Below are 25,771 nucleotides of genomic sequence, written 5' to 3'. Positions count from 1 at the left end.
ACTGGGTTGATAGGCCAGATATGGAAGCGCCGTAAGGTGTGGAGTTGACTGGTACTAATAGGCCGAGGGCTTGTCCTCAGTTGCTCGCGTCCACTGTGTGGTTCCCGGGTTGCGAACAGTCGCAATCGCTCGCCCGGTTACATTCCGAACCCGGAAGCTAAGCCTTTCAGCGCCGATGGTACTGCAGAGGGGACTCTGTGGGAGAGTAGGACGCCGCCGAACAATTTTTCAGGACCCCTGGTCCCAGCGTTCATGCTGGGACCAGGGGTCCTTTTTGTTTTGCCGAAGCGCGCCGAAGTGGTCGGTGCGTGAGAATGAATGCAGTGCCGAAGACAGGAGTCACGTCGATGTCCCCCAACTCTTCCGACGATCGTTCGGAGCGTCGCCCGCAGCGGCGTGACGACGGCGACCGCGGTGGTTTCCGGCGTGACGACCGGGGCCCGCGACGTGACTTCGACCGTGGCGGGCGCCCGTCCGGCGGCGGTTACGGCCGACGGGATGACCGCTCGTCCGGTGGTGAGCGTGGCGGGTTCCGTCGCGATGACCGCCGGGACGACCGCGGTGGCTTCCGCCGCGATGACCGTGGTGGCGAGCGCCGTGACGACCGTGGTGGCTTCCGCCGCGATGACCGTCCGTCCGGTGGTGACCGGGGCGGCTTCCGCCGGGACGACCGTCGCGATGACCGTGGTGGCGACCGCGGGGGCTTCCGCCGCGACGACCGCGGTGGCGAGCGTGGCGGTTTCCGCCGCGATGACCGTGGTGGCGAGCGCCGTGACGACCGTGGTGGCTTCCGCCGGGACGACCGCCGTGATGACCGTGGCGGTGACCGCGGTGGCTTCCGTCGCGACGACCGTCCGTCCGGTGGTGACCGGGGCGGCTTCCGCCGCGATGACCGCCGGGACGACCGGGGCGGCGACCGGGGCGGCTTCCGTCGGGACGACCGGCCGTCGTTCCGTCGGGATGACCGTCCGTCCGGTGGTGACCGGGGTGGCTTCCGCCGGGACGAGCGCCGCGATGACCGCGGTGGCGACCGCGGGGGCTTCCGCCGCGATGAGCGTCGGGACGACCGTGGTGGTGACCGCGGGGGGTTCCGTCGCGATGACCGGCCGTCGTTCCGTCGGGATGACCGTCCGTCCGGTGGTGACCGGGGTGGCTTCCGCCGCGATGACCGTCGCGATGACCGCGGTGGCGACCGCGGGGGCTTCCGCCGCGACGACCGTCGCGATGAGCGTCGGGACGACCGCGGTGGTGACCGCGGCGGGTTCCGTCGCGATGACCGCCGTGACGATCGTGGTGGCGACCGGGGCGGCTTCCGCCGTGACGAGCGCCGCGATGACCGTGGTGGTGACCGCGGGGGCTTCCGCCGGGACGAGCGTCGTGATGACCGTGGCGGTGACCGCGGTGGGTTCCGTCGTGATGATCGCGGTGGTGACGGGGGTGGCTTCCGCCGGGATGACCGTCGCGATGACCGTGGTGGCTTCCGGCGGGACGATGAGCGTGGGCGGCGGCCTTATGGGGCCGGGCGGGGGCGTGAGGAGCGGCGGGATGACCGGCGGGACGAGCGTCGGGAGCCGATCAAGCGGCTGCCGATTCCCGAGGACGTCACCGGTGACGAGATCGACAAGGATGTGCGGCAGGAGCTGCTGAGCCTGCCGAAGACGCTGGCCGAGGATGTCGCCAAGAACCTCGTCATGGTGGCGAAGCTGCTGGACGAGGACCCGGAGCGGGCGTACGGGTACTCGCGGGTCGCGCTGCGGCTGGCGTCCCGGGTCGCCGCGGTGCGGGAGGCGGCGGGCTTCGCCGCGTACGCCGTCGGCAAGTACAGCGAGGCGCTGGCGGAGTTCCGGGCGTCGCGGCGGATGACCGGCAGCGTGGAGCTGTGGCCCGTCATGGCGGACTGCGAGCGCGGTCTGGGGCGCCCGGAGAAGGCGATGGCGATGGCCGGTGAGCCCGAGGTGGCGAAGCTGGACAAGGCCGGTCAGGTCGAGATGCGGCTGGTCGCCGCGGGTGCCCGCCGGGACATGGGTCAGGCGGAGGCCGCGGTGGTGACGCTGCAGAGCCCCGAGCTGGCGTCGAGCGCGGTGCACCCGTGGACGGCGCGGCTGCGCTACGCGTACGCCGACGCGCTGCTGGCCGTCGGCCGGGAGGGCGAGGCGCGCGACTGGTTCGCCAAGGCGCTGGAGGCCGATCAGGGCGGGACGACCGACGCGTCGGACCGGCTGGCCGAGCTGGACGGCGTGGAGTTCACCGACGCGCTGGACGAGTCGGCGGACGACGAGGAGCCCGCGGCCGACAAGCCCGCGGCGGACCGGGATGTGGCCGAGGCCGGTGCCGGGGTCGTCGACGCGGCGGTCGATGTGGCCGACGAGGACGCCGTCGAGGACGGTGCGGACCGTGCGGACGACGTCCGCCGGGACGGTGCCGAGGGCGGGGCGCCCGAGAAGGGCTGAGCCGGTGGCGCGTCGCGGATGACGTGAAGGACGGAGGGCGGGATCCCGTGGGGATCCCGCCCTCCGTGCGTTTCCGGACCGGTGCCTCCGGTCAGTCCATCGGCGCGTCCAGTGTGCGCAGGACCAGGCCGGTGGCCGGTTTGGGGCCGAAGGAGGTGGACTTGCGGGGCATCGTCACGCCCTGGCGGGCCAGGGCGCGGACGGTCTCCTCGGTGGCGGCGCGCATCAGGACGGCGGTGCCGCCGTGGCGGGCGGCCTGGGCGAGGGCGGCCTCGGTGTGGTGCAGATAGCTGATGTGTGTGGGGTGGTCGGGGATCTGCCAGACCGTGTCGAGGAGGACGGAGTGCAGGACCGTGGCGTCGAGGGTGCGCCACAGCTCCGGGCGGTCGGCGCGTACCGCCTCCGCCAGCAGCTGCGGGTCGGGGCGGTCCAGGAGGTGGTAGGTGCCGGTGCCGTCGGTGAGGACGAAGGCGCTGCCCGGGGTCTTCTCCAGGGTGGCGAGGGCGGCGGCCGCGTCGCCGGGCAGCCGGCGGGCCCGGAAGGCGCCGCCGAGCCGGTCGAGCGCCTCGGCGGGCGGCAGATGCGGCAGCACCCGGTGGATGGCGCGGACCTGGAGCGGATGGCGGGCGGAGTCGACGAGCAGCACCAGACCGGAGGCCCAGGGGGAGTCGGCACCGGCGTCGGGCGTCTGCTCCAGGAGGCGCTGGTAGGTGGCCCAGCGGTGGTGGCCGTCGGCGATCAGCGCCTGATGGCCGGAGAGGTCCGCGTCGATGGTGGCGAGTTCGCCGGGGTCGGTGACGGCCCAGAGGCGGTGGGTGAAGCCGTCCTCGGTGGTGGTGGCGAGCAGCGGGGCGCGCCGGACGGCGGTTTCGATGACGGCGGCGGCGCCGGTGACCGAGCCGTCGCCGCGGTAGGCGAGGAGCAGTGGCTCGAAGTTGGCGGCGGCGGCGCGCATCAGGGCGGCGCGGTCCTCGACGACCTCGGGGATGACGTCCTCGTGTGGCAGTACCGGGCCGTCCAGCCGGAGTGCGCCGATCAGCCCGCGCTGGAGGATGTCGCCGCTGCGCTGCTCGTAGACGTAGAGCGCGGGGCGCGGGTCGGTCACCAGGACGCCTTCGGCGCGCCAGCGGGTCAGGGTGGTGGCGGCCTGCCGGTGCCGGGTGGCCGGGTCGGCGGCCTGGGGCAGGATCAGCCGCACGATGTTGTACGGGTCGGCGGTCTCCAGGAGTCGGACGCCGTCGGGCCGGACCACGACGTCGTACGGGGGAGAGGTGACCGCGGTGAGACTGCTGATCCGGTCCGGGGCGTAGCGCAGCCCACGGAACGGGAGGAGGCGGAGGCCGTCGGTATCGGTCATTGGGGAATGCTACGGCGCCGATCGGGTGCGGGATGATCGGGGGAGAGCCAGGACATGGCTGGATGTATCGGTGGCCCGTGGCCGCACCGGGCGTGGTGCGGCGGGGCCGGTGAAGGAGCGGAACGGCATGACGGAGCGGATGCGCGGACGGCCCGGCGGGTGTGACCGTGCGCTGTGTGCGGAGTACGACACGGCGCTGCTGGATCTGGACGGGGTCGTCTACGCCGGGGGCGTGGCCCTGCCGCACGCCGTGGACGCGCTCACCGCGGCGCGGGAGGGCGGGATGCATCTGGCGTATGTGACCAACAACGCCGCCCGGACGCCGCAGACGGTCGCCGCCCAACTGACCGGATTCGGCCTGCCGACCGGCGCCGAGGACGTGATCACCTCGGCGCAGGCGGTGGCCCGGCTGATCGCCGAGCAGGTCCCGGCGGGCTCCCGGGTGCTGACCGTCGGCGGTGAGGGGCTCCGGGTGGCGTTGCGTGAACGCGGGCTGGAGCCGGTGGAGTCGGCCGACGACGGCCCGGCGGCGGTGGTGCAGGGGTACGACGCGGGGATCGACTGGGGGCGGCTGGCGGAGGCGGCGTACGCGGTGCAGCGCGGGGTGCCGTGGTTCGCGTCCAACACGGATCTGACGATTCCGCGGGAGCGGGGGATCGCGCCGGGCAACGGTGCGTTGGTCGAGGTGGTGCGGATCGCGGCGGGCGGGGAGCCGCAGGTGGCGGGGAAGCCGCAGCCGCCGATGCACCGCGAGACGGTGCTGCGGACCGGTGCGCGCCGTCCGCTGGTCATCGGGGACCGCCTCGACACGGACATCGAGGGTGCCTTCAACGGCGGGGTCGAGTCGCTGCTGGTGCTCACGGGGGTGACCACGCCCGCCGATCTGCTGATCGCGCCGCCGCCGCACCGGCCCACCTATGTCGATGCCGACCTGCGGGGACTGCTGGTGCCGCAGCCCGCGGTGGTGCCGGACGGGGACGGGTTCCGGTGCGGCGCTCTGCGGGCGGTGGACCGCGGCGACCGGCTGGACGTCGAGGGCGACGGTGCGCCGCTGGACGGGCTGCGGGCGCTCTGCGCGGCGGCGTGGACGGCGGCGGGCGACGGTGCGTACGCGGGGGACACCGGGAAGGCGCTGCGGGCGCTGGGGCTGTGAGCGCGGGCGGCGGGCCGCCGGGGTGACGGGCCTTCGGGCCGGGCGGGCCTTCGGGTCCGGGCGGGCCCGCCGCGCGCCCGGACCGGCTTCCGGCCACGGTCCGGCGGGCCGCCCGGACCCGAAGGCCTGTCACCTCTGTCAGCGAAGGGGTGGCACCTCCGCTCAGCGCACCTTCTTCGCGCCCTGGATGGCCCGGGTGAGCTGTTCGATGAGCGGGGTGGCGCCCGCGTAGGAGAAGCGGGGCTCGCTGGACCAGGGGGTGATCTGGTCGGCCTTGACGGCGGGGAGCTGGGCCCAGGACGGCTTGCTCGCCAGGTCCTTGGGCTGGAGGGTGGCCGTGCGGCTGTCGAGCAGCAGCACATCGGCGCGGTACTTGTCGGCGTTCTCCCAGCTCAGGCTCTCGAAGTAGCCGCCCTTGTCGAGGTGGTCGGGGACGATCAGGTCGACGCCGAGGGACTTGTAGTACATGAGGTCGGCGTTGATGCCGGGGTTGGACGCGTAGAAGAGGTCGGCGCTGCCGGAGCAGGCGAGGACCTTGACGGGGTTGGCCTTGGCGGCGGCGCGCAGCTCCGCGCTCGCCTTCTCGAAGCGGGCCTTGGCGTCGGTGACGCGCTTGGCCTTGAGGTCGGCGCCGAGCGCCCCGGCCAGCTCGGCGTACCGCTCGATGATCTTCACCAGCGGGGTGCGGGAGGCGGTCAGCGCGACGGTCGGGGCGAGCTGGGTGATCTTGCTCTTGCGGTCGTCCGGTACGAACCAGAGGGCGCCGGGCTCGTACATGTTGGTGATGAGCAGGTCGGGGCCCAGGCTCGCGTACTTCTCTACGTTGAACTGGTTGTAGGCATTGCCGATGACGGTGACCTTGTCGACGTCGAGGCCGCCGGCCTGCGGGTCGGGCTTGCCGTTCGGCAGCGTGGTCGGGCCGAAGACGCCGACGATGTGGGTGTCCGCGCCGAAGTCGTGCAGGGCGGCGGCGGTGCCGGTGAAGGCGACGACGCGCTGCGGGGGGTGGGCGAGCGACACCTTCTTCTTGCGGTCGTCGGTGAACGCCCAGGCGCCGCCGCCCGCCGACCCGGAGCCCTTGCCGCCGCTGCCGCCGCCGCACGCGGCGAGGAGCGCGCCGATGCCGACGGCGCCGCCGGTGGCGAGGAGGCCGCGTCTGGAGGGGGTGAAGGTGCGGGAGGTGCGCATGGGGAGGTGCTTCTTCCTGGGAGGGGCGGGGGAGTCAAGAAGTATGAGGGTAGGCTAACCTAACTCTTCGTGTTGGTAGACAGTCCCCCCGAAACCCCCACGGTCCCGGCGCCGGTGACACCGTCGCGGCGTCACCTCGTGCGCCCCGCGGGGCTGGTCGCCGCCGTCTGCGCGCTCGCCGTCCTCACCGCGCTGGGCCTCGCCGTCGGCGCCAAGCAGATCCCGCTCGACCAGGTCTGGCACGGCCTCGTCCACTACTCCGGGACCGACACCGACGTCATCGTCCACGACGTCCGGGTGCCGCGCACCCTCCTCGGGCTCGCCGTCGGCGCCGCCCTCGGCCTCGGTGGCGCCGTGATGCAGGCGCTGACCCGCAACCCGCTCGCCGATCCGGGACTGCTCGGCATCAACGCCGGTGCCGCGGCCGCCGTCGTCACCGCGATCAGCGTCTTCGGGATCACCTCGCTCACCGGCTACGTCTGGTTCGCCTTCCTGGGCGCCGCGGTGGTCTCCGCCGCGGTGTACGTCCTCGGCGGGACCCGCGGCGCCACGCCCGTACGGCTCGCCCTCGCCGGTACCGCGCTGACCGCGGTCCTCACCGGCTACACCAACGCCGTCAACCTCCTGGACTCCGCGGCGCTGGACAAGATGCGCTTCTGGACGGTCGGTTCGCTGGCCACCGCCACCATGCCGACGTTCCGGCACATCGCGCCGTTCCTCGCGGTGGGGGCGGTCGTCGCGCTGCTGCTGGCCCGGCCGCTCAACGCCGTCGCGCTCGGTGACGACCAGGCGCGGGCGCTCGGCGCCCGGCTGACCCGGACCCGGATCCTGGCGATGTGCGCGGTGACCCTGCTGTGCGGCGGCGCCACCGCCGCCTGCGGCCCGATCGTCTACGTCGGACTGATGGTGCCGCACGCGGTCCGCGCGCTGACCGGCCCCGATCTGCGGTGGATCCTGCCGTACTCCGCGGTCCTCTCGCCGGTGCTGCTGCTCGGCGCGGACATCCTCGGGCGGATCGCCGCCCGGCCCGGCGAACTCCAGGTCGGCATCGTCACCGCCGTCCTCGGCGGCCCGGTCTTCATCCACCTCGTACGGCGCCGGAGGATGGCCCAGCTGTGAACACCCCCGTGACCACCGCGCCGGACGCCCGGCGCACCCGGCGTACCACCACCCTCCGCACGCCCGGCGGCCTGTCGCTGCGGCTCGATGCCCGGGCGGTCGCCGCCGGGGCGGCGCTGCTCGTCCTCGCCCTCGCCGCCGCCGTCGCGCTCATCGGCTCCGGCGACTTCCCGCTGACACCCGGTGAGGTGCTGCGGGCGCTGACCGGCGGCGGCGAGCCGGGGCAGCGGTTCATCGTCCGGGAGCTGCGGCTGCCGCGTGTCCTGGTGGGGCTGCTGGTCGGCGCCGCCTTCGGCATCGCCGGGGCCGTCTTCCAGACCGTCTCGCGCAACCCGCTCGGCAGCCCGGACGTCCTCGGCTTCGGCCAGGGCGCCTCCGTCGGCGCGCTCTTCGTCATCGTCTACCTGCACGGCGGCACCTTCGCGGTCGCCGCCGGGGCGGTCACCGGCGGTGTCGTCACCGGCCTGCTGATCTTCCTGCTGGCCTGGCAGCGCGGCATCCACGGCTACCGCTTCGTCCTCGTCGGCATCGGCGCCGCCGCGATGCTCTACGCCCTCGTCCTCTACCTCCTGACCAAGGCGAACATCGTCGAGGCGACCGGCGCCACCACCTGGATGACCGGTTCCCTCAGCGGCCGCGACTGGGGCCAGGTGTGGCCGCTCGCCGCCGTCTGCGCCGTCCTGATCCCGCTGACCCTCGCGTACGGGCGGCCGCTGCGGATGCTGGAGATGGGCGACGACGCGGCCAGTGCGCTCGGCGTCCGCACCGGGCGGGTGCGCGCCGTGACCCTGCTCGCCGCCGTCGTGCTGGTCGCCGCCGCCACCGCGGCAGCCGGGCCGATCGCCTTCGTCGCGCTCACCGCGCCGCAGCTCGCCCGGCGGCTGACCCGGGCGCCCGGCCCCAATCTGCTGCCGTCCGCCGCGATGGGCGCCGCGCTGCTGGTCGGCGCGGACTGGGCCGGACAGCGGCTCTTCGGCGCGGACCAGCTGCCGGTCGGCGTCCTCACCGGCGCCCTCGGCGGCGGCTACCTCGTCTGGCTGCTGGTCACCGAGCGCCGCGCCGGACGGATATGAGCGCCCCGCGCCCGGCCCCCGACCCGACGACAACCCCCAGGAGCCCCCAAGTGAGCCGTCTCGCGGCCGAGCACCTCACCCTCGCCTACGACCGCCGGGTCATCGCCGACGACCTCTCGGTCCGCATCCCCGACCACTCCTTCACCGTCATCGTCGGCCCCAACGGCTGCGGCAAGTCGACCCTGCTGCGCGCCCTGTCGCGGATGCTCAAGCCGACCGGCGGCCAGATCCTGCTGGACGGCGCGGCGCTCTCCTCGTACCCGGCGAAGAAGGTCGCCCGGACCCTCGGGCTGCTGCCGCAGTCGTCCGTCGCACCCGACGGCATCACCGTCGCCGACCTCGTCGCCCGGGGCCGCTACCCGCACCAGGGCGTGCTGCGGCAGTGGTCGCGCGAGGACGAGCGGATCGTGCGGGAGTCGATGGCGGACACCGGCATCGGTGACCTCGCCGAGCGGTACGTCGACGAACTCTCCGGCGGGCAGCGGCAGCGGGTGTGGATCGCGATGGCGCTCGCCCAGCAGACGCCGCTGCTCCTCCTCGACGAGCCCACCACCTACCTCGACATCCAGCACCAGATCGAGGTCCTCGACCTCTGCGCCGGACTCCACGAGGAACAGGGCCGCACCCTCGTCGCCGTCCTCCACGACCTCAACCACGCCGCCCGCTACGCCACCCACCTGATCGCGCTGAAGGACGGCCGGGTCGTCGCCGAGGGCGCGCCGTGCGACATCGTCACCGCCGAACTGGTCGAGTCGGTCTTCGGGCTGCGCTGCCAGATCATCGACGACCCGCAGACCGGCACCCCGCTGATCGTCCCGGCGGCCCGCGCGGCCCGCCGCCCCGCGGTGGCTACAGCAGCTTCCTGAGCCGCAGCAGATCGAGCACCCCGGCCTCCAGCCGCACCCGGCCCCGGCCCCAGGCCCGCGCGAAGTCCAGCTCCCCGTCGACCAGCGCGACCAGATCGTCCCCGGACATCGTCAGCCGGATCTCGGCCTTGTACGGCGGCGGTCCCGGCACGCTCGACACGTCCTCGACGGTGCCGTGGGCCAGCCGCCCCAGGAACGTGACGTCGAGATCGGTGAGGCGGCAGCTGAGCGAGCGGTCGAGCGCGGCGGCGGCGCGTGCCTCGCCCTCGGCGCCGGACATGTTGCGGGCCAGCCGGTCGAGCGCCGCGCGGCACTGGTCGAGAGTTGCCATCGCCGCCGACGATAGCCCGCCGCCCCGCCACCGCCCGGCCCGCCCGGCGGCGTGGCGGGCCCGCCCACCGGCCTTACGGTCCCGCCCGGCGGTACGCGGTAGCGTCGGGGACATGCACCAGCCGACGCCGGACCCGCCGCCGCACCGCCCGCACCAGCCCCCGACCGCGGGGACCGGCCGGAGCACGGAGCCGGAGCCCGGGCCCGCCGCCCCGGATCCCGCCGTCGCGGCGGACCCCGCACCGGAGCCCGGCGGCCCCGAGGCGCGGGACGCGGCCGACGGCGGCGCCGCGCCCGCCGCCCCGCAGCCGCTCGGCGTCGCCCTCACCCCCACCGGCGAGCCCGCCGTCGACACCCCGCTGCGCCGCCTCGCCGACGCCGACCACCTCGCCGTCGGCGCGCACCTCGCGGTGTACGAGGATGTTCACCGTGGGCTGCGTGACGCGCTGGCCGCCCTCGACGGGCAGCCCGGGCCGCCCGCCCCCACGCCGGCCGGACACGGCCCGGCGACGAACGATCTCAGGAGCTGAACCACAGGTGGCAGGAGTGGCACGACGCCGACTCGACGCGGAGCTGGTGCGCCGCAAGCTGGCCCGCTCGCGGGAGCACGCCGGTCAGCTGATCGCCGCGGGACGGGTGACCGTCGGCGGCACGACCGCGACCAAGTCCGCCACCCAGGTCGCCACCGGCGCCGCCGTGGTCGTCCACGAGGACGCGGACGACCCGGACTACGTCTCGCGCGGCGGACACAAGCTCGCCGGGGCGTTCGCCGCGTTCGTCCCGCTCGGACTGCGCGTCGAGGGGCGCCGCGCGCTCGACGCCGGGGCGTCCACCGGCGGCTTCACCGACGTCCTGCTGCGCGCCGGGGCCGCCCATGTCGTCGCCGTCGACGTCGGCTACGGCCAGCTCGCCTGGTCGCTCCAGAGCGACGAGCGGGTCACCGTCAAGGACCGCACCAACGTCCGTGAGCTGACCCTCGACCAGGTCGACGGCGTCCCCGTCGACCTGGTCGTCGGCGATCTCTCCTTCATCCCGCTGGGCCTGGTGCTGCCCGCCCTGACCGCCTGCACCGCGCCCGGCGCCGACCTCGTCCTGATGGTCAAGCCGCAGTTCGAGGTCGGCAAGGAGCGGCTGGGCAGCGGCGGGGTGGTCCGCAGCCCGGAGCTGCGCGCCGAGGCGGTCCGCGCCGTCGCCGCCCGCGCCGCCGAACTGGGCCTGGGCGTCCTCGGCGTGACCGCGAGCCCGCTGCCCGGCCCCTCCGGCAACGTCGAGTACTTTCTGTGGCTCCGCGCCGGGGCGCCCGCACTCGACCCGGCGGATGTCGACCGTGCAGTGGCGGAGGGGCCGCGTTGACCACCACACAGGCAGTTCCACAGAGCGCACCGCAGCCGGGCGGAGAGCCGGTCCGGACGGTGTTCCTGCTCGCCCACACCGGCCGTCCGGCCGCGATCCGCAGCGCCGAACGCGTCGTCCAGGGCCTGCTGCGCCACCGCATCGGCGTCCGCGTCCTCGCCGAGGAGGCGGCGGATCTGCCGCTGCCCGACGCCGTCGAACGCGTCGCCTCCCGGCAGAGCGCCGCCGAGGGCTGCGAACTCCTCGTCGTCCTCGGCGGCGACGGCACCCTGCTGCGCGGCGCCGACTTCGCCCGCACCTCCGGGGTGCCGATGCTCGGCGTCAACCTCGGCCGGGTCGGCTTCCTCGCCGAGGCCGAACGCGACGACCTCGACAAGGTCGTCGACCGCGTCGTCACCCGCTCCTACGAGGTCGAGGAGCGGATGACCATCGATGTGCTGGTGCGCAACAACGGCAGCATCGTGCACACCGACTGGGCGCTCAACGAGGCGTCCGTCGAGAAGGCGGCCCGGGAGCGGATGCTGGAGGTCGTCACCGAGGTCGACGGCCGCCCGGTCTCCCGCTTCGGCGGCGACGGCGTCGTCTGCGCCACCCCGACCGGCTCCACCGCGTACGCGTTCTCGGCGGGCGGGCCGGTCGTCTGGCCCGAGGTGGAGGCGCTGCTGATGGTGCCGATCAGCGCCCACGCCCTCTTCGCGAAGCCGCTGGTCACCTCGCCGAAGTCGGTGCTCGCGGTCGAGGTGCAGCCCAAGACGCCGCACGGGGTGCTCTGGTGCGACGGGCGCCGCAGCGTCGAGCTGCCCGCCGGGGCGCGGGTCGAGGTCCGCCGGGGCGCGGTCCCGGTCCGGCTGGCCCGGCTGCACCACGCCTCCTTCACCGACCGCCTCGTCGCGAAGTTCGCGCTGCCGGTGGCCGGGTGGCGCGGCGCCCCGCACTGACCGGTCCGGTACCGGGGTGTACCGGGACGATCCCGGGCGCCCCGGGGAGCGGGCGGCCACCCCGGCGGGTGGCGGGGACGGGAGTCCGTCGCGAGGGGGCCGGTGGACCTCGTAAGGTCGTATCCGTGTTGGAGGAGATGCGGATCCGGTCCCTGGGCGTCATTGACGACGCCGTAGTCGAGCTGTCCCCGGGCTTCACGGCGGTGACGGGTGAGACGGGCGCGGGCAAGACCATGGTCGTCACCAGCCTCGGCCTGCTGCTCGGCGGGCGCGCCGATGCCGCGCTGGTGCGGATCGGCGCCAAGGCGGCGGTCGTCGAGGGCCGCCTCACGATGGACGCCGCGGCGCCCGCGGCGGTCCGCGCCCAGGAGGCGGGCGCCGAACTGGACGACGGGGCGCTGCTGATCAGCCGCACCGTCTCCGCCGAGGGCCGCTCCCGCGCCCATGTCGGCGGCCGGTCCGTCCCGGTCGGCCTGCTGACGGAGCTGTCCGACGAACTGGTCGCGGTGCACGGCCAGACCGACCAGCAGGGTCTGCTCCGCCCGGCCCGCCAGCGCGAGGCCCTGGACCGTTACGCCGGGGACGCCGTCGCCGCGCCCCTGGCCCGCTACGCCACCGCCCACCGGCGGCTGCGCGCGGTCGCCACCGAGCTGGAGACCCTGACGACGCGGGCCCGCGAACGCGCCCAGGAAGCCGATCTGCTCCGCTTCGGGCTGGACGAGATCGCCGCCGTCGAACCGCAGCCCGGCGAGGACACCGCGCTCGCCGCGGAGGCCGAACGCCTGGGCCACGCCGAGGCGCTGGCCGCCGCCGCCGGTGCCGCGCACGCCGCGCTGGCCGGTGATCCGGAGGACCCCGAGGGCGTCGACGCCGCCACCCTCGTCGCCGGGGCGCGGCGGGCGCTCGACGCCGTCCGCGGCCACGACGCGCAGCTGGCCGCGCTGGCCGAGCGGGTCGGCGAGATCGCCATCCTGATGGCGGACGCCGCGGGCGATCTCGCCGGGTACGCCGACGGGCTGGACGCCGACCCGCTGCGGCTCGCCGCCGTCGAGGAGCGCCGCGCCGCGCTGACCCATCTGACCCGCAAGTACGGCGAGGACATCGACGCGGTGCTGGCCTGGTCGCAGGAGAGCGCGGCGCGCCTGGCCGAACTGGACGGCGACGACGACCGGATCACCGAGCTGACCGAGGAGCGCGACGCCCTCCGCGGCGAACTGGGCGCCCTGGCCCAGGAGCTGACCGACGCCCGGACCGCCGCCGCCGCCCGCTTCGCCGCCGATGTCACCGCGGAGCTGGCCGAACTCGCCATGCCGCACGCCCGGGTGAGTGTCGACATCCGCCAGACCGAGGCGGTCGAGGAGAGCGACGGCGTCGAGGTCGGCGGCCGGTCCGTGGTCTACGGGCCGAGCGGCGCCGACGAGGTCGAGCTGCTGCTCGCCCCGCACCCGGGCGCCCCGCCCCGCCCGATCTCCAAGGGCGCCTCCGGCGGTGAACTCTCCCGCGTGATGCTCGCCGTGGAGGTCGTCTTCGCCGGTTCCGACCCCGTCCCGACGTACCTCTTCGACGAGGTCGACGCGGGTGTCGGCGGCAAGGCGGCGGTGGAGGTCGGCCGCCGCCTCGCCCGCCTCGCGCAGTCCGCGCAGGTCGTCGTCGTCACCCACCTCCCGCAGGTCGCGGCCTTCGCCGACCGGCAGCTGCTGGTCGCCAAGACCCACGACGGTTCGGTCACCCGCAGCGGTGTCACCGTCCTGGAGGGCGAGGAGCGCATCCGGGAGCTGTCGCGGATGCTGGCCGGTCAGGAGGATTCGCAGACGGCCCGGGCGCACGCCGAGGAGCTGCTGGAGACGGCCCGTACGGGACGGTGACGGCGGGCGCCGCCGGGACACGGAGGGGAGCGGGACGATCGGAGCACGTGGGGTGATGACGGACGGCCGGGCGGCGGTCCTGGCGGGCGCGGCGGTCGCCACCCGCGCCATGTACGCGGCGCTGCGCCGCCGACCGCCCGGGGGCGCCGCCCGCTGGCGGCGGACCAACCACGCCGGACGCCCGGTCACGCTCCACGCCGGGCCCGCCACCGCCCTCGGCGCCGCCTGCGCGGTGGCCGCCGCCCCGGGGACGCCGCGCGCCCGCACCGCCGCGGCGCTCACCGTCCTCGCCGCGGGCGCCTGCGGTGCCTACGACGACCTACGCGGCGCGGGCGACCCGCGCCGCGGCTTCCGGGCCCACCTGACGGCGCTCGCGCACGGCGAGGTGACCTCCGGCGCGGTCAAGCTGTTCGGCATCGGCGGCGCCGGGCTCGCCGCCGGGGCGGTGCTGCGGCGGCGGCCGGTCGACGCACTGCTGGCGGGCGTCGTCGTCGCCGGGTCCGCCCATCTGGTCAACCTGCTCGACCTCCGGCCGGGCCGCGCCGTCGGCGCCGTCCTGGTGCTGGGCGCGCCGGGGCTGGTCGGCGGCGGCCCCGCGGGGTGTGCGGCGGCGGCTCCGGTGGGCGCCGCGGTCGCCGTCCTCGCCGACGACGCCGCCGCCCGCACGATGCTCGGCGACACCGGTGCGCATGCGCTCGGCGCGGCGCTGGGGCTCTCCGTCGTGGCCCGGTACGGCCGGGCGGGGCTCGCCGCGCACGCCGCCGCGCTGGTGGCGGCGGCGGTGATCGGCGACGTCCGGGGCCGGTCGCCGCGACCGGCCCCGACCGGGTGTCGGGGAACGGGTGTTCTGTCCCCCATGGGGGTGGTCCAGCGGTCGGGCGGGTGAGACATCCCACCTGAACGGCGGGCGAACGGTGCGGAATTGACGCCCGCGGCCTGGCATCCTGGTGCGCGGTGCCGCGGCGGACACCGCACACACTCCCCGCGTACGCCCCCGGCGCCCGCAGGCGCTCCGCGCGCCCCTCGGTGGGCAACTCCCCGCGACCCGCCGGTGTGCGACCGCCCGACCGTCCCGCCGCACGGACCCAACCCGCCGACCCAGGAGCCCCCCGCCGTGACCCGCATGCCGCCCCCGCCGCACGGCCAGGCGCCACTGCGCACGGTCCAGGTGCTCGGCCACGGCGCCACGGGCAGCGCCGCCCACGTCCGTTCGCTCACCGCCGGGCTGATCGCCCGCGGCGTGCAGGTCACGGTCTGCGCCCCGGCACCGGCCGAGGAGACACACGGCTTCACCGCGGCCGGGGCCCGGTTCGTCCCGGTGGCGGCCCGCCCGGACCCGGCCGCCCTCGCTGCGCTGCGCGGCGCCTTCCGCGACGCGGACGTGGTCCACGCCCACGGTGTACGGGCCGGGCTGAGCGCCCTGCCGGTGCTCCGCACGGTGCGCGGCCCGCGCGGTGGCCGTCTCCCGCTCGTCGTCACCTGGCACACCGCGGCCCGGACGGCGGGGGCGCTGGTGCGGCTGCGGGAGCGGCAGTTGGCGCGCGCCGCCGCCGTCGTCCTCGGTGTCTGCGCCGGGCTCGTCGACCGCGCCCGGGAGCGCGGCGCCCGCGACGCCCGGCTGGCCCCGCTCGCCCCGCCGGGCCCCCGGGCCGCCGGCGACGGCGACGCCGACCGCACCCGCCACAAGGTCCGGGCCGAACTGGGCGCGGTGGACCGCCCGTTGGTGCTCGCCGCGGGCCCGCTGGAGGAGCGGCAGGAGCACGATCTGCTGCTGGACGCCGCGCACGCCTGGGCCGCGCGTGAGCCGCGCCCGCTGCTGGTCGTCGTCGGCGAGGGCGGTCGCCGGGCCGCGCTCCAGCGCCGGATCGAGACCGAGGAGCTGCCGGTCCTCCTCGCCGGGCACCGCGCCGATCTGCCCGAACTCCTCGCCGCCGCCGATGTGGTGGCCGTCCCGGGGCGCTGGGACGCCCGCCCGCCGCTCGCCCAGCAGGCGCTGGCGGCCGGGGCGCCGCTGGTCGCCGCCGCCACCGGTGAGCTGCGCGAACTCCTCGGCCCCGCCGCCGAACTGACCCGCCCCGGCGACGCGGTCGCCCTCGCCCGCGCGGTCCTGGGCCTGCTCGCCGACCCGGACCGGCGCGCCGCCCTCGCCGCCGCCGGTCCGCTCCGGGCCGCCGACTGGCCGACCGAGGACGCCACGGTCGCCCAGGTGCTGAGCGTCTACGACGAGGTGGCCCGGCCCGTCGGCGCCCACGCCCCGGGCTGAGCCCGCGCCGCCCGGGGCCGCTACGGTGACCCGGACGGAACGGTGCGGACGGCGGGCCCGGAGGCGGACGGTATGACGGCGGCGCTGGCGGGCTTCGCGCTCTTCGCCCTGATGATGACGGTGGTGCCCGGCCCGGACACGCTGCTGGTGCTGCGGAACTGTCTGCGCGGTGGCCGCCGGTCCGGCGCGGCCACCGCCCTCGGCGCCGCCGCGGGCTCACTGGCCTGGGCGGTGGCGGCCGCCTTCGGCCTCGCCGCGGCCCTCCAGCGCTGGGACGCCGCGTTCACCGCCGTACGCCTTCTGGGCGCCGGGTATCTGGCGGTGCTGGGCCTCCAGGCGCTGTGGGCGTGCCGCCGCTCCGCCGCGCCGGGGCCGGAGGCTTCCCCGGAGGCGGCGCCCGAGGCGGCGGCCACCGCGCTGCGCGGCTTCCGGCAGGGGCTGCTGAGCTGTCTGCTCAACCCCAAGGTCGGGATCTTCTTCGTCGCCGTGGTCCCGCAGTTCCTGCCGCCGGGCCGTCCGGTGCTCGGCGCGACGCTGCTGCTCGGCGCCGTCGACGCGGTGATCGCCGCCGGGTGGCTGCTGCTGATCGCGCTCGGCGCCGGGCGCCTCTCCACCTGGCTGCGCCGCCCCCGGGTGCTCCGCGGTCTGGAGGGCACGACCGGCGGCGTCCTCGTCGCGCTCGGGGTGGGGACGGCGCTGGAGACGGCCCGGGGGTGAGCCGACCGGCCGCCCCGGGGCCGCCGGTCACGACGGGCGCCCGCCGAACCGCCGCCGGTACACCTCGACGGCGGCGCAGCGGTCCCGGGTGAGCAGGGCGCGGGCCGCCTCCATGCCGGGCGCCCGCACCGGCGCCGCGGTGCCCAGCCGGGCGGCGCCGTCGTCGGAGAGCAGCGGCCCGTAGACGAGCAGCTCGTCCCGCCCGCGGGGGAGCGCGAGGTCGGCGGGGCGTCCCGCGCCGAGGCCGGGCACCAGGAAGTGGTCGCCGCCCTCCCGACCGCCGAGGAACTCCCACACCGTGCGCCCCGGCGTGCTCCGCCACCGCCGCACCGGCACGTCCCGGTGGACCCCGGCTCGCCGGTTCGGCCCGTCGAAGGCGAACGCGGTCGGCGAACCGGGCCGGTCGTGGTGCTGGCAGAGGAACCCCGTCCCCGCAGGATCCCCGGAAGGCGACGGCCGGGGCGTGCGGATTTCCCGGGCGGTGGCCCGTCCGCCGCCCTACCCCTTCTCCGCGTGGCGCCGCGCCCGCAGTGCCAGCCGCAGCCCCAGCACCGTCTGCGGATCGTCCAGATCGGTGCCGAGGAGATGGGCGATACGGGCCAGCCGGTCGTAGAGGGTCTGGCGGTTGACGTTGAGGGCGCGGGCCGTCTCCGCCTTGCGCCCGGCGCTCGCCAGATACGCCTCCAGCGTCGGCAGCAGCGGCTGGCGCGCCGCCCGGTCGTGGCGGAGCAGCGGGCCGATGGCGCGGGTCACGAAGTCCGCGAGGACCTCCTCCCCGCCCTGCTCCCGCAGCCGCCACAGCAGCAGTTCGATGTCGAGGCGCCGCGCGTCGTACCACGGCTGGTGCGGCAACCCCTGCGCGGCGGCCGCCGCCTGGGCCGCGTGGCGCAGCCCGGACCCGGCGGCGGCCCACTCGCCCGCCGCCCCGACCACCACCACCGGCCGCGCCGCCGCCGGACGGTCGAGCCCGGCCCGCGCCACCCCGGTGTGCAGCGCCTGCGCCACCCGCTCGGCCAGCGCCTCCCGGGCCCGCCCCGCCCGCAGCGCCACCAGCAGCGGCACCCGCCCCTCCACCGGCCGCACGCCCAGCAGCACCGGGACGCCCAGCGCCGTCAACTCCTCGCGCAGCACCTGGGCCAGCACCGCCCAACCGCCGTCCGACACCAGCCCCGACGGCAGCCGCATCACCACCGGCACCACCGGGTCGCCGCCCGGCCGGAACCCCAGCAGCCGCGCCTGGCCAGGCGCCTCGGTGGCCGACACCCGGCCCTCGGCGAGATCGGCCAGGAAGTCGCCCCGGCCACGCGCCGCCAGCACCTCCTCCTGACGGGACTGGAGCATCACCACCGCCAGCAGATCGGCCGCCCGCGCCGCGGCGATCCGGTGCACCGGCGCCGCCGGGGAGTTGACCGGCAGCAGCACCAGCCGCGCCCGTACGGCGTCCGGCCCCGGCCCGCCGCCGGGCACGTCCACGCGGACGCCGGTGTCCCGCAGCCCCTCCCAGGCCAGCAGCGGATCGGCGTCCGCGGGCCCGTCGTCGTCGCCCTGCGGGCCCGCCGCGTACAGCGGACTGCCGTCGGCCGACTCCAGGCAGAGCGGGTTGCCGGTGAAGTCGGCCAGCAGCCGCAGCACCTCGGGGGCGCCGCCGCCGCGCAGCAGCGCGTCCGTGCAGCGCCGGATGAGCGCGTCGGCGCGGCGCAGCAGCGTGTAGTGGCTGTTGACGATCTCGGTGTGGATCTCCTCGGTGACCGTGACGTACGGGACCTCGCGGTGCAGCTGGATCAGGGTCAGTCCGCACTCGCGGGCCGCGTCGACCAGCGCCGCGGGCAGCGTGGTGAAGCGTGCGCCCAGCTCCACCACGAGCGCGGCGATCCGCCGGTCGGCGAGATCGCGGACGAAGGCGCGCAGCTCGGTGGGGCGGGCGCCGAGCCCCAGGCCCGTGGTGAGCAGCAGCTCACCGCCCTTGAGCAGCGAGGCGATGTTCGGCACCTCCCCGGCGTGCACCCAGCGCACCGGGCCGTCCAGCCCGGCGGCACCCGCCACCACCTCCGGCAGACCGCGCCGCAGCGCGGGCAGCTCCAGCGCCCTGCGTACGGTGATCTCCGCTTCGATCGTCGTCTCCGGCCCCATGGCACCGACGGTACCCGCAGCGCGTCGTCCCACGTCACAGCGGTCGCGGCGCCCTCCGCTCAGCCCGACGAGGCGCGGACCACCAGGGTGGCCGGGGTGACGACGGCCGCCGGGCCCGCGTCCCCGGGGTCGGCGATCTCCCGCAGCAGCATCCGCGCCATCAGCCGCCCCAGCTCCGTCACGTCCTGCCGCACCGTGGTCAGCGGCGGATCGGCCCACGCGGCGGGCGCCAGATCGTCGTAGCCGACCACCGCCACGTCCTCCGGCACCCGCCGCCCCCGCTCCCGCAGGGTCCGCAGCGCGCCCGAGGCCATCAGGTCCGAGCAGACGAACACCGCGTCCAGCTCCGGCGCCGCATCCAGCAGCCGGGCCATCGCCGCCTCCCCGCCGTCCGCGGTGAACCGGCCGTCCGCGACCAGCCGGGGATCGTACGCCCCCGGCGCCAGCGCCTCCCGGTAGCCCGCCAGCCGGTCGGCGGCCGACGTCTGGTCGAGCGGCCCGGTGACGCAGGCGACCGTCCGCCGCCTCCGCTCCCGCAGATGCCGTACGGCCTGCCGGGCGCCGTCGCGGTTGTCGGTGTCGACGTACCGCACCGCCGGGTCGTCCGCGGCGCCCGCCCAGCCGGGCCGTCCGCCGTAGACCACCGGCAGCCCGGCGCGCGCCGCGACCGACGGCAGCGGGGCGTCGTGGTGGAGCGAGAAGAGCAGCGCGCCGTCGACGTGTCCGGCGGCCAGGTACCGGCCGATCCGCGGCCAGTCGGCCCGGTTCTCCACCAGGAGCAGCAGCAACTGGGTGTCGGCCGCGGTCAGTTCCCGTCCGATGCCGCGCAGCTGCCGCCCGAAGAACGGGTCGCTGAAGACCCGCTCCTCCGGTTCGCCGATGACCACCGCGACCGCGCCGGTGCGCCGGGTGACCAGGGAGCGGGCCGCGCTGTTGGGGACGTACCCCAGCTCGGCCACGGCCCGCGCCACCCGCTCCCGCACCGCGGGCCGCACCCCGGCGCCGCCGTTGACCACCCGTGAGACCGTCGCCCGTGAGACCCCGGCGCGTGCGGCGACCGCCTCCAGTGTCGGCCGTCGGCCGTTCCGTCCCGTCACCGTCCAACTCCTTTTTCCCAGGGCGGGTTGACGCCGCTCCGCCGAGTCGGCAGGGTGCCCCCAACGCATGAGAGCGCTCTCATGCGCACCCCCGAAGACTCCTCCCGTACCCCCCACCGTGTCGAGGAGAATGACATGATCATGGAATTCAGGGCGCAGGCGGTGGCGATCGCCTGCGCCCTGGCGACGGCGGTCCCCTTGTGGGCCGCCCCGTTCGCGGTCCCCGACGACCGGGCGGCCCCCGCCTTCCAGGAGGTCTGGCGCACCGACTTCGACGGCGCCGCCGGATCCCGCCCCGCCGCCGACGACTGGATCACCGACACCGGCACCGGCTACCCCGGCGGCCCCGCCAACTGGGGCACCGGCGAGGTGCAGAGGTACACCGACGCCCCCGAGAACCTCCAGCTCGACGGCGCCGGACACCTCAAGATCACCGCGCTGAAGAAGGACGGCGGCTGGACCTCCGGCCGTATCGAGAGCAGGCGGACCGACTTCGCCGCACCCGAGGGCGGCGCCCTCCGTATCGAGGCGCAGGTCAAGCTGCCGCAGGTCACCGGCGACAAGGCCCTCGGCTACTGGCCCGCCTTCTGGACGCTCGGCGCCGACTTCCGCGGTACGTACACCAACTGGCCCGGCATCGGCGAGTTCGACATCCTGGAGAACGTCAACGGCGCCGACACCCTCTGGGGCACCCTGCACTGCGGCGTCAACCCCGGCGGGCCCTGCAACGAGACGCAGGGCAAGGGGAGTTCCCGGCCCTGCGTCGGCTGCCGGGACGGCTTCCACACCTACGCCCTCGAACTCGACCGCACCGACCCCGCCCACGAGAAGCTGACGTGGTACCTCGACGGCGCCGCGTTCCACACCGTCGCCGCCTCCGAGATGGACGCCGACACCTGGGCCCGCGCCACCCACCACGGCCACTTCCTGCTGCTGAACCTCGCGATGGGCGGCGGCTTCCCGGACGGTGTCGCCGGTCGCGCCACCCCCACCGACACCACGGAACCCGGCGCCTCCCTGCTCGTCGACAACGTTGCCATCTCCGTCGCCCGGCCCGCCGCCTCCTCCACCCCGTAAGGAGTCACCCGTGATCAGCCGCCGTACCCTCCTCGGCTCCCTCGCCGCCACCACCGCCGGACTCGCCCTCGCCCCCCGGGCGTTCGCCCGGCCCGCGCCCCTGCTCGGGAACACCGCCGCCGGGATGCCGCTGCACGTCGTCAACCACACCGGCGCGTACGACAACGCCGCCGTCCGCGTCTACATCGTCGGCAACGACGGCACCCAGCAGGTCCGGGTCACCCCCGACGGCCAACTGGCGCCCGTCGCCCTCGCCGACAACGGACCGGACGGCTTCACCGACTACGCCATCCCGCTCGCCGCCGACGGCACCACCACGCTGAACCTGCCGCAGATGTCCGGCCGGATCTATGTCGCGCTCGGCGACCCGCTGAAGTTCAAGGCGGTCGAGGACGGCAACGGCAAGGCGGCGCTCGCCTACCCGGCGGGCTGGGTCGAGGGCGACCCCAACTACCCGGTGCTGCACGACTGCGCGGAGTTCACCTACAACTCCGGCGGGATGTACTGCAACACCACCATGGTCGACATGTTCAGCGTGCCGCTGGAGATCAAGCTCAACGGCGCGAAGGAACAGACCACCGGCACCCTCAAGGACGGCGCCCGCGCCAAGGTCTTCGCCGACGTCAAGGCGGCCGACGGCTTCGGCAAGCTGGTCGTCGACGACAAGCGTGTCATCGCCCCCGGACACGGCCTGGACAGCGGACTCTTCGCCGCCGACTACCTCGCGCCCGCCATCGACGAGGCATGGTCCACGTACGAGAAGAAGGACCTCAAGGTGACCACCAACGCCGGGACCTTCACCGGCCGGGTCTCCGGCGGCAAGTTCGCCTTCACCGGCCCCGGCGACGTCTCCTTCGACAAGCCGTCCACCCGCGACGTCCTCTTCTGCGACGGCACCCTCGCCGCCCCCAACGACGGCACCCTCGGCCCGGTCGCCGCGATCCTCGGCGCCGCCCTCAACCGCTCCATCCTCACCACCGCCGACGCCCAGCCCGGCACCGACCCGGCCACCTTCTACCAGCAGCAGCTCACCAACCACTACGCCAAGGCCATGCACGAGGCGACCCGCGACGGCAAGGCGTACGGCTTCGCCTTCGACGACGTCGCCGGGTTCGCCTCGTACATCGAGGACGGCGCCCCGAAGGAGGTCACCCTGACCCTCACCGCCTTCTGACGGCCCGGCGGCGGCCGCCCCCTCCCCGGCACCGGGCGGCCGCCGCACCCGGGACGGCGTTCCGGACGGCCGCCCGGTCCTGGCCGGAATTGGGTGGGGCCGCGCCGCGCCCGGCTCCTACGCTGTGCCGCATGTCAGGTACCGCACACACGTCCGACGGCCCGGCCGACCGCACCTTCGACGGCCCGTTACCGTCCGGCCCGGACCCCACCACCGTCGCCACCGCCCAGCGACGTACCGTCCGGGTCCTGATGTCCGCCCAGGTCGTGGCCGGCATCGGCATCGGCTCGACACTCTCGGCGGGGGCGCTGCTGATCGGGCGGCTCAGCGGCTCGGAGGCGCTCGCCGGACTGTCCACCACCTCCGCCACGCTCGGCGCCGCCCTCCTCGGCATCCCGCTCGCCGCGCTCTCCCGCTCCCGGGGGCGCCGCGTCGGCCTCGGCACCGGCTGGCTGATCGCCGCCGTCGGCGCCGTGATCGTCCTGCTCGGCGCCCGCCTCGGCCGCCCCGAACCGGTCCTCCTCGGCACCCTCCTGCTCGGCGCGGGCACCGCCACCAACCTCCAGTCCCGGTACGCCGCCGCCGACCTCGCCGACGACGGCAACCGCGCCCGCTCGCTCTCCCTCGTCGTCTGGTCGACCACCGTCGGCAGCGTCATCGGCCCCAACCTCACCGGTCCGGGCGAGCCCGTCGCCCGCGCGCTGGGCCTGCCCGAGGAGGCCGGGACGTTCCTCTTCTCCACCGTCGCCTTCCTCGGCGGCTGGGCCCTCAACCACTTCCTGCTCCGCCCCGACCCGCTCCACCTCGCCGCCGCCCTGGCCCGCGCCGGGACCGGCGGGACACCCGGGGCGGCGCCCGCCCCGGACACGCCCGCCGCCCCGCGCTTCACCGCCCGCTTCGCCGAGGCGCTCCGGGTGGTCCGCGCCGTGCCCGCCGCCCGCCTCGGCCTGGTCACCGTCGTCCTGGGGCACGCCGTCATGGTCTCCGTGATGACGATGACCCCGATCCACCTCGCCCACCACGGCGCCGACCTCAGCGTCGTCGGCTTCAGCGTCAGCCTCCACATCGCCGGGATGTACGCGCTGTCGCCGCTGGTCGGACGGCTCGCCGACTGCCTCGGCCGGATCCCGGTGATCCTGCTGGGCCAGGCGCTCTATCTGCTCACCGCCGCGGTCGCCGGGCTCGCCGGGACCAGCCATGTCGCCGCCGTCGGCGCGCTGTTCACCCTCGGGCTGGGCTGGTCCTTCGTCACCATCGGCGGCTCCACCCTGCTCACCGAGTCGCTCCCGGCCGCCCAGCGCTCCGAGATCCAGGGCCTCGCCGACACGTTGATGAACCTCGCGGGCGCGGCGGGTGGCGCCGCCGCCGGTGGCCTCGTCGCCCTCCTCGGCTACGGCGGGCTCAACGGCGTCGCCGCCCTCCTCACCCTGCCGGTCCTCGCCCTCGCCCTGGCCCCCCGCACCCGCGCCTGACCGCACACGCCGAAGGGGCCGCCCCACCGGGAGCGGCCCCTTCGGTACGTCCACGCCGACCGGTTCAGCCGCCGCCGTACGCGCCGCTCGCGGTCAGCCGCAGCGCGGTGTCGATCAGCGGGACATGGCTGAACGCCTGCGGGAAGTTCCCCACCTGCCGCTGGTTCGCGGAGTCCCACTCCTCGGCCAGCAGCCCCAGGTCGTTGCGGAGCGAGAGCAGCCGCTCGAAGAGCGAGCGCGCCTCCGCCACCCGCCCGATCATCGCCAGATCGTCCGCCATCCAGAACGAGCAGGCCAGGAACGCGCCCTCGTCGCCCTCCAGACCGTCCACGCCCGCCTCGTCACCGGAGGTCGGGTAGCGCAGGATGAAACCGTCCTCGGTGGACAGCTCCCGCTGGATCGCCTCGATGGTGCCGATGACGCGTTTGTCGTCCGGCGGCAGGAAACCCATCTGCGGGATCAGCAGCAGCGAGGCGTCCAGCTCCTGGGAGCCGTAGGACTGCGTGAAGGTGTTGCGCTCCTTGTCGTACCCCTTCTCGCAGACGTCCCGGTGGATCCGCTCGCGCAGCTCCTTCCAGCGCTCCAGCGGCCCCTCGACGTCGCCCGCCTCGATCAGCTTGATCGTCCGGTCCACCGCGACCCACGTCATGACCTTGGAGTGGACGAAGTGGCGGCGCGGCCCGCGGACCTCCCAGATGCCCTCGTCCGGCTCGTGCCAGTGGTTCTCCACCCAGTCGATCAGCTTCAGCTGGAGCAGCGAGGCGTAGTCGTTACGCGCCAGCCCCGTCATGTGCGCCAGGTGCAGCGCCTCGATGACCTCGCCGTAGACATCGAGCTGGACCTGGCCCGCGGCGCCGTTGCCGACCCGCACCGGCCGGGAGTTCTCGTACCCCGGCAGCCAGCTCAGCTCGTTCTCGCCCAGCTCCCGCTCACCGGCGATGCCGTACATGATCTGGAGGTTCTCCGGGTCCCCGGCGACCGCCCGCAGCAGCCACTCGCGCCATGCCCGCGCCTCCTCGCGGTAGCCGGTACGGAGCAGCGAGGAGAGGGTGATGGCGGCGTCCCGCAGCCAGGTGAAGCGGTAGTCCCAGTTGCGGGAGCCGCCGAGGTCCTCCGGCAGCGAGGTGGTCGGCGCGGCCACGATCCCGCCGGTCGGCGCGTACGTCAGCGCCTTCAGCGTGATCAGCGACCGGACCACCGCGTCCCGGTAGGGCCCGTGGTACGTGCAGTGCTCGACCCACTCGCGCCAGAAGTCCTCGGTGGCGACGAGCGCGTTCTCCGGCTCGGCCAGCGCCGGGGGCTGGTGGTGCGAGGGCTGCCAGCTGATGGTGAAGGCGATCCGCTCGCCCGGCGCGACGGTGAAGTCGGAGTAGGTGGTCAGCTCCTCGCCGTACGTCTGCGCCGTGGTGTCCAGCCACACCGAGTCAGGACCGGCGACCGCGACCGTCCGCCCGTCGACCTTGTGCACCCACGGCACCACCCAGCCGTACGCGAACCGCATCCGCAGCTCGGAGCGGACCGGGACGGTGCCGCTGACGCCCTCGACGATGCGGATCAGCTGCGGTGCGCCGTCGCGCGGCGGCATGAAGTCGATCACCCGGACGGTGCCCTGCGGGGTGTCCCACTCCGACTCCAGCACCAGCGAGTCGCCGCGGTAGCGCCGCCGGTCGGCGGGGAGCGGGCGGGTGCCCTCGGAGTGGGCGGGGCCCATCCGCCAGAAGCCGTGTTCCTCGGTGCCCAACAGCCCGGCGAAGACCGCCGGGGAGTCGAAACGCGGCAGGCAGAGCCAGTCCACCATGCCGTCCCTGCACACGAGAGCGGCGGTTTGCATATCGCCGATGAGTGCGTAGTCCTCGATGCGCCCGGCCACGTGCATCTCCTGTCGAACTGGAGTCACGCCCCCTCGGGACGTGATAGCTGTCCGTCCTGCCCATTGAAACGTTGTCGAGCAGCGGGACCGGAAATCGGGCGGGGGTGGTGCCTCACCGGACGGCTCGTAACGAGTGTCCGAGCAGGATACGACGGCCCGAGGGACCCCGCGCGACGCCCACGGACGGGGGCGTCACTCGTTCGGGTGACGTGCGGCGGAGAGGCCGCGGCGGGCGCCGACGGGCGCGACCATCCCCGGTCGCTGATAGCCTGGTATCCC

Annotated in this window: 23 protein-coding genes and 1 rRNA gene; 17 read left to right on the top strand and 7 right to left on the bottom strand. The window is 75.3% G+C overall.

All coding sequences use genetic code 11. From position 1 onward, the window contains the following. The first annotated feature begins 107 nt into the window (after window positions 1–107). From rrf to IF23_RS33585, 3 genes are all read left to right on the top strand, one after another. A 5S ribosomal RNA gene (rrf, locus tag IF23_RS0119010) occupies window positions 108–219 on the top strand. Between the two features lie 279 nt (window positions 220–498). Then, a complete protein-coding gene (locus IF23_RS34470; RefSeq protein WP_051739703.1) occupies window positions 499–1,647 on the top strand; it encodes a hypothetical protein in 1,149 nt (382 codons plus the stop codon). Then, on the top strand, window positions 1,629–2,450 hold the full coding sequence (locus tag IF23_RS33585; RefSeq protein WP_030285203.1) for a tetratricopeptide repeat protein: 822 nt from the start codon (window positions 1,629–1,631) through the stop codon (window positions 2,448–2,450). The genes IF23_RS34470 and IF23_RS33585 overlap by 19 nt, the downstream gene beginning before the upstream one ends. A 91-nt stretch (window positions 2,451–2,541) precedes the next feature. Here IF23_RS33585 and IF23_RS0118995 read toward each other — a convergent pair whose 3' ends face one another. Next, on the bottom strand, window positions 2,542–3,807 hold the full coding sequence (locus IF23_RS0118995; RefSeq protein ID WP_030285201.1) for a DUF1015 family protein: 1,266 nt from the start codon (window positions 3,805–3,807) through the stop codon (window positions 2,542–2,544). Between the two features lie 127 nt (window positions 3,808–3,934). On the opposite strand from IF23_RS0118995, the gene IF23_RS0118990 reads away from it, so the two are divergent. Further along, on the top strand, window positions 3,935–4,960 hold the full coding sequence (locus IF23_RS0118990) for an HAD-IIA family hydrolase (RefSeq protein ID WP_030285199.1): 1,026 nt from the start codon (window positions 3,935–3,937) through the stop codon (window positions 4,958–4,960). A 162-nt stretch (window positions 4,961–5,122) separates the two neighbouring features. Here IF23_RS0118990 and IF23_RS0118985 read toward each other — a convergent pair whose 3' ends face one another. Next, window positions 5,123–6,148 carry an ABC transporter substrate-binding protein gene (locus IF23_RS0118985; protein ID WP_030285198.1) on the bottom strand — a complete coding sequence of 342 codons (1,026 nt, stop codon included), beginning with the start codon at window positions 6,146–6,148 and terminating at the stop codon, window positions 5,123–5,125. Window positions 6,149–6,220: 72 nt separating this feature from the next. Between IF23_RS0118985 and IF23_RS0118980 the strand changes: the two genes are divergently transcribed. From IF23_RS0118980 to IF23_RS0118970, 3 genes are read left to right on the top strand one after another with little or no spacing between them, the layout of a single operon-like run. Then, on the top strand, window positions 6,221–7,267 hold the full coding sequence (locus IF23_RS0118980) for a FecCD family ABC transporter permease (protein ID WP_037678705.1): 1,047 nt from the start codon (window positions 6,221–6,223) through the stop codon (window positions 7,265–7,267). After that, window positions 7,264–8,340 carry a FecCD family ABC transporter permease gene (locus IF23_RS0118975; protein ID WP_078654078.1) on the top strand — a complete coding sequence of 359 codons (1,077 nt, stop codon included), beginning with the start codon at window positions 7,264–7,266 and terminating at the stop codon, window positions 8,338–8,340. Before IF23_RS0118980 ends, IF23_RS0118975 begins: the two co-directional genes overlap by 4 nt. Continuing rightward, window positions 8,337–9,206, top strand: coding sequence for an ABC transporter ATP-binding protein (locus IF23_RS0118970; RefSeq protein WP_078654077.1), 870 nt, complete (start codon window positions 8,337–8,339; stop codon window positions 9,204–9,206). The genes IF23_RS0118975 and IF23_RS0118970 overlap by 4 nt, the downstream gene beginning before the upstream one ends. On the opposite strand, the gene IF23_RS0118965 is transcribed toward IF23_RS0118970, so the two are convergent. After that, on the bottom strand, window positions 9,190–9,537 hold the full coding sequence (locus IF23_RS0118965; RefSeq protein WP_030285191.1) for a sterol-binding protein: 348 nt from the start codon (window positions 9,535–9,537) through the stop codon (window positions 9,190–9,192). The genes IF23_RS0118970 and IF23_RS0118965 overlap by 17 nt on opposite strands. Window positions 9,538–9,649: 112 nt before the next feature. On the opposite strand from IF23_RS0118965, the gene IF23_RS31425 reads away from it, so the two are divergent. From IF23_RS31425 to IF23_RS0118930, 7 genes are all read left to right on the top strand, one after another. Beyond that, a complete protein-coding gene (locus IF23_RS31425) occupies window positions 9,650–10,066 on the top strand; it encodes a hypothetical protein (protein WP_078654076.1) in 417 nt (138 codons plus the stop codon). A 7-nt stretch (window positions 10,067–10,073) separates the two neighbouring features. Further along, entirely contained in the window at window positions 10,074–10,889 is an 816-nt protein-coding gene (locus tag IF23_RS0118955) for a TlyA family RNA methyltransferase (RefSeq protein ID WP_030285187.1), read from the top strand. Between the two features lie 59 nt (window positions 10,890–10,948). Next, a complete protein-coding gene (locus tag IF23_RS0118950) occupies window positions 10,949–11,827 on the top strand; it encodes an NAD kinase (RefSeq protein WP_030285185.1) in 879 nt (292 codons plus the stop codon). A 137-nt stretch (window positions 11,828–11,964) separates the two neighbouring features. After that, complete coding sequence (gene recN / locus IF23_RS0118945; RefSeq protein ID WP_030285183.1) at window positions 11,965–13,692, top strand: DNA repair protein RecN; 1,728 nt, start codon at window positions 11,965–11,967, stop codon at window positions 13,690–13,692. Between the two features lie 55 nt (window positions 13,693–13,747). Next, window positions 13,748–14,578, top strand: coding sequence for a hypothetical protein (locus tag IF23_RS0118940; RefSeq protein WP_245655025.1), 831 nt, complete (start codon window positions 13,748–13,750; stop codon window positions 14,576–14,578). Window positions 14,579–14,815: 237 nt separating this feature from the next. Continuing rightward, complete coding sequence (locus IF23_RS0118935; protein WP_037678695.1) at window positions 14,816–15,955, top strand: glycosyltransferase family 4 protein; 1,140 nt, start codon at window positions 14,816–14,818, stop codon at window positions 15,953–15,955. Window positions 15,956–16,027: 72 nt separating this feature from the next. Next, complete coding sequence (locus IF23_RS0118930; protein ID WP_030285177.1) at window positions 16,028–16,672, top strand: LysE family translocator; 645 nt, start codon at window positions 16,028–16,030, stop codon at window positions 16,670–16,672. Window positions 16,673–16,699: 27 nt separating this feature from the next. On the opposite strand, the gene IF23_RS32155 is transcribed toward IF23_RS0118930, so the two are convergent. The 3 genes from IF23_RS32155 to IF23_RS0118915 all read right to left on the bottom strand — a co-directional run bounded on the left by IF23_RS32155 (window position 16,700) and on the right by IF23_RS0118915 (window position 19,899). Then, a complete protein-coding gene (locus IF23_RS32155; RefSeq protein WP_051739697.1) occupies window positions 16,700–16,969 on the bottom strand; it encodes a YciI family protein in 270 nt (89 codons plus the stop codon). A 201-nt stretch (window positions 16,970–17,170) separates the two neighbouring features. Then, entirely contained in the window at window positions 17,171–18,802 is a 1,632-nt protein-coding gene (locus IF23_RS0118920; RefSeq protein WP_030285174.1) for a PucR family transcriptional regulator, read from the bottom strand. Window positions 18,803–18,861: 59 nt separating this feature from the next. Beyond that, window positions 18,862–19,899 (bottom strand): LacI family DNA-binding transcriptional regulator, encoded by a 1,038-nt coding sequence (locus IF23_RS0118915; RefSeq protein ID WP_030285172.1) that lies wholly within the window; start codon window positions 19,897–19,899, stop codon window positions 18,862–18,864. Between the two features lie 135 nt (window positions 19,900–20,034). On the opposite strand from IF23_RS0118915, the gene IF23_RS0118910 reads away from it, so the two are divergent. The 3 genes from IF23_RS0118910 to IF23_RS0118900 all read left to right on the top strand — a co-directional run bounded on the left by IF23_RS0118910 (window position 20,035) and on the right by IF23_RS0118900 (window position 23,622). Then, window positions 20,035–20,976, top strand: coding sequence for a glycoside hydrolase family 16 protein (locus IF23_RS0118910; protein ID WP_037678688.1), 942 nt, complete (start codon window positions 20,035–20,037; stop codon window positions 20,974–20,976). Between the two features lie 10 nt (window positions 20,977–20,986). After that, on the top strand, window positions 20,987–22,150 hold the full coding sequence (locus IF23_RS0118905) for a beta-1,3-glucanase family protein (protein ID WP_030285168.1): 1,164 nt from the start codon (window positions 20,987–20,989) through the stop codon (window positions 22,148–22,150). A 131-nt stretch (window positions 22,151–22,281) separates the two neighbouring features. After that, window positions 22,282–23,622 carry an MFS transporter gene (locus IF23_RS0118900; RefSeq protein WP_051739696.1) on the top strand — a complete coding sequence of 447 codons (1,341 nt, stop codon included), beginning with the start codon at window positions 22,282–22,284 and terminating at the stop codon, window positions 23,620–23,622. A gap of 64 nt (window positions 23,623–23,686) precedes the next feature. On the opposite strand, the gene IF23_RS0118895 is transcribed toward IF23_RS0118900, so the two are convergent. Continuing rightward, window positions 23,687–25,498, bottom strand: a complete 1,812-nt coding sequence (locus tag IF23_RS0118895) for a glycoside hydrolase family 15 protein (RefSeq protein ID WP_030285165.1) — start codon at window positions 25,496–25,498, stop codon at window positions 23,687–23,689. Between the last annotated feature and the right edge of the window lie 273 nt (window positions 25,499–25,771).

Source organism: Streptomyces catenulae, assembly GCF_000718015.1.
Taxonomy (GTDB): Bacteria; Actinomycetota; Actinomycetes; order Streptomycetales; family Streptomycetaceae; genus Streptomyces; species Streptomyces catenulae.
This window is presented reverse-complemented; position numbering and strand designations above follow the sequence as displayed.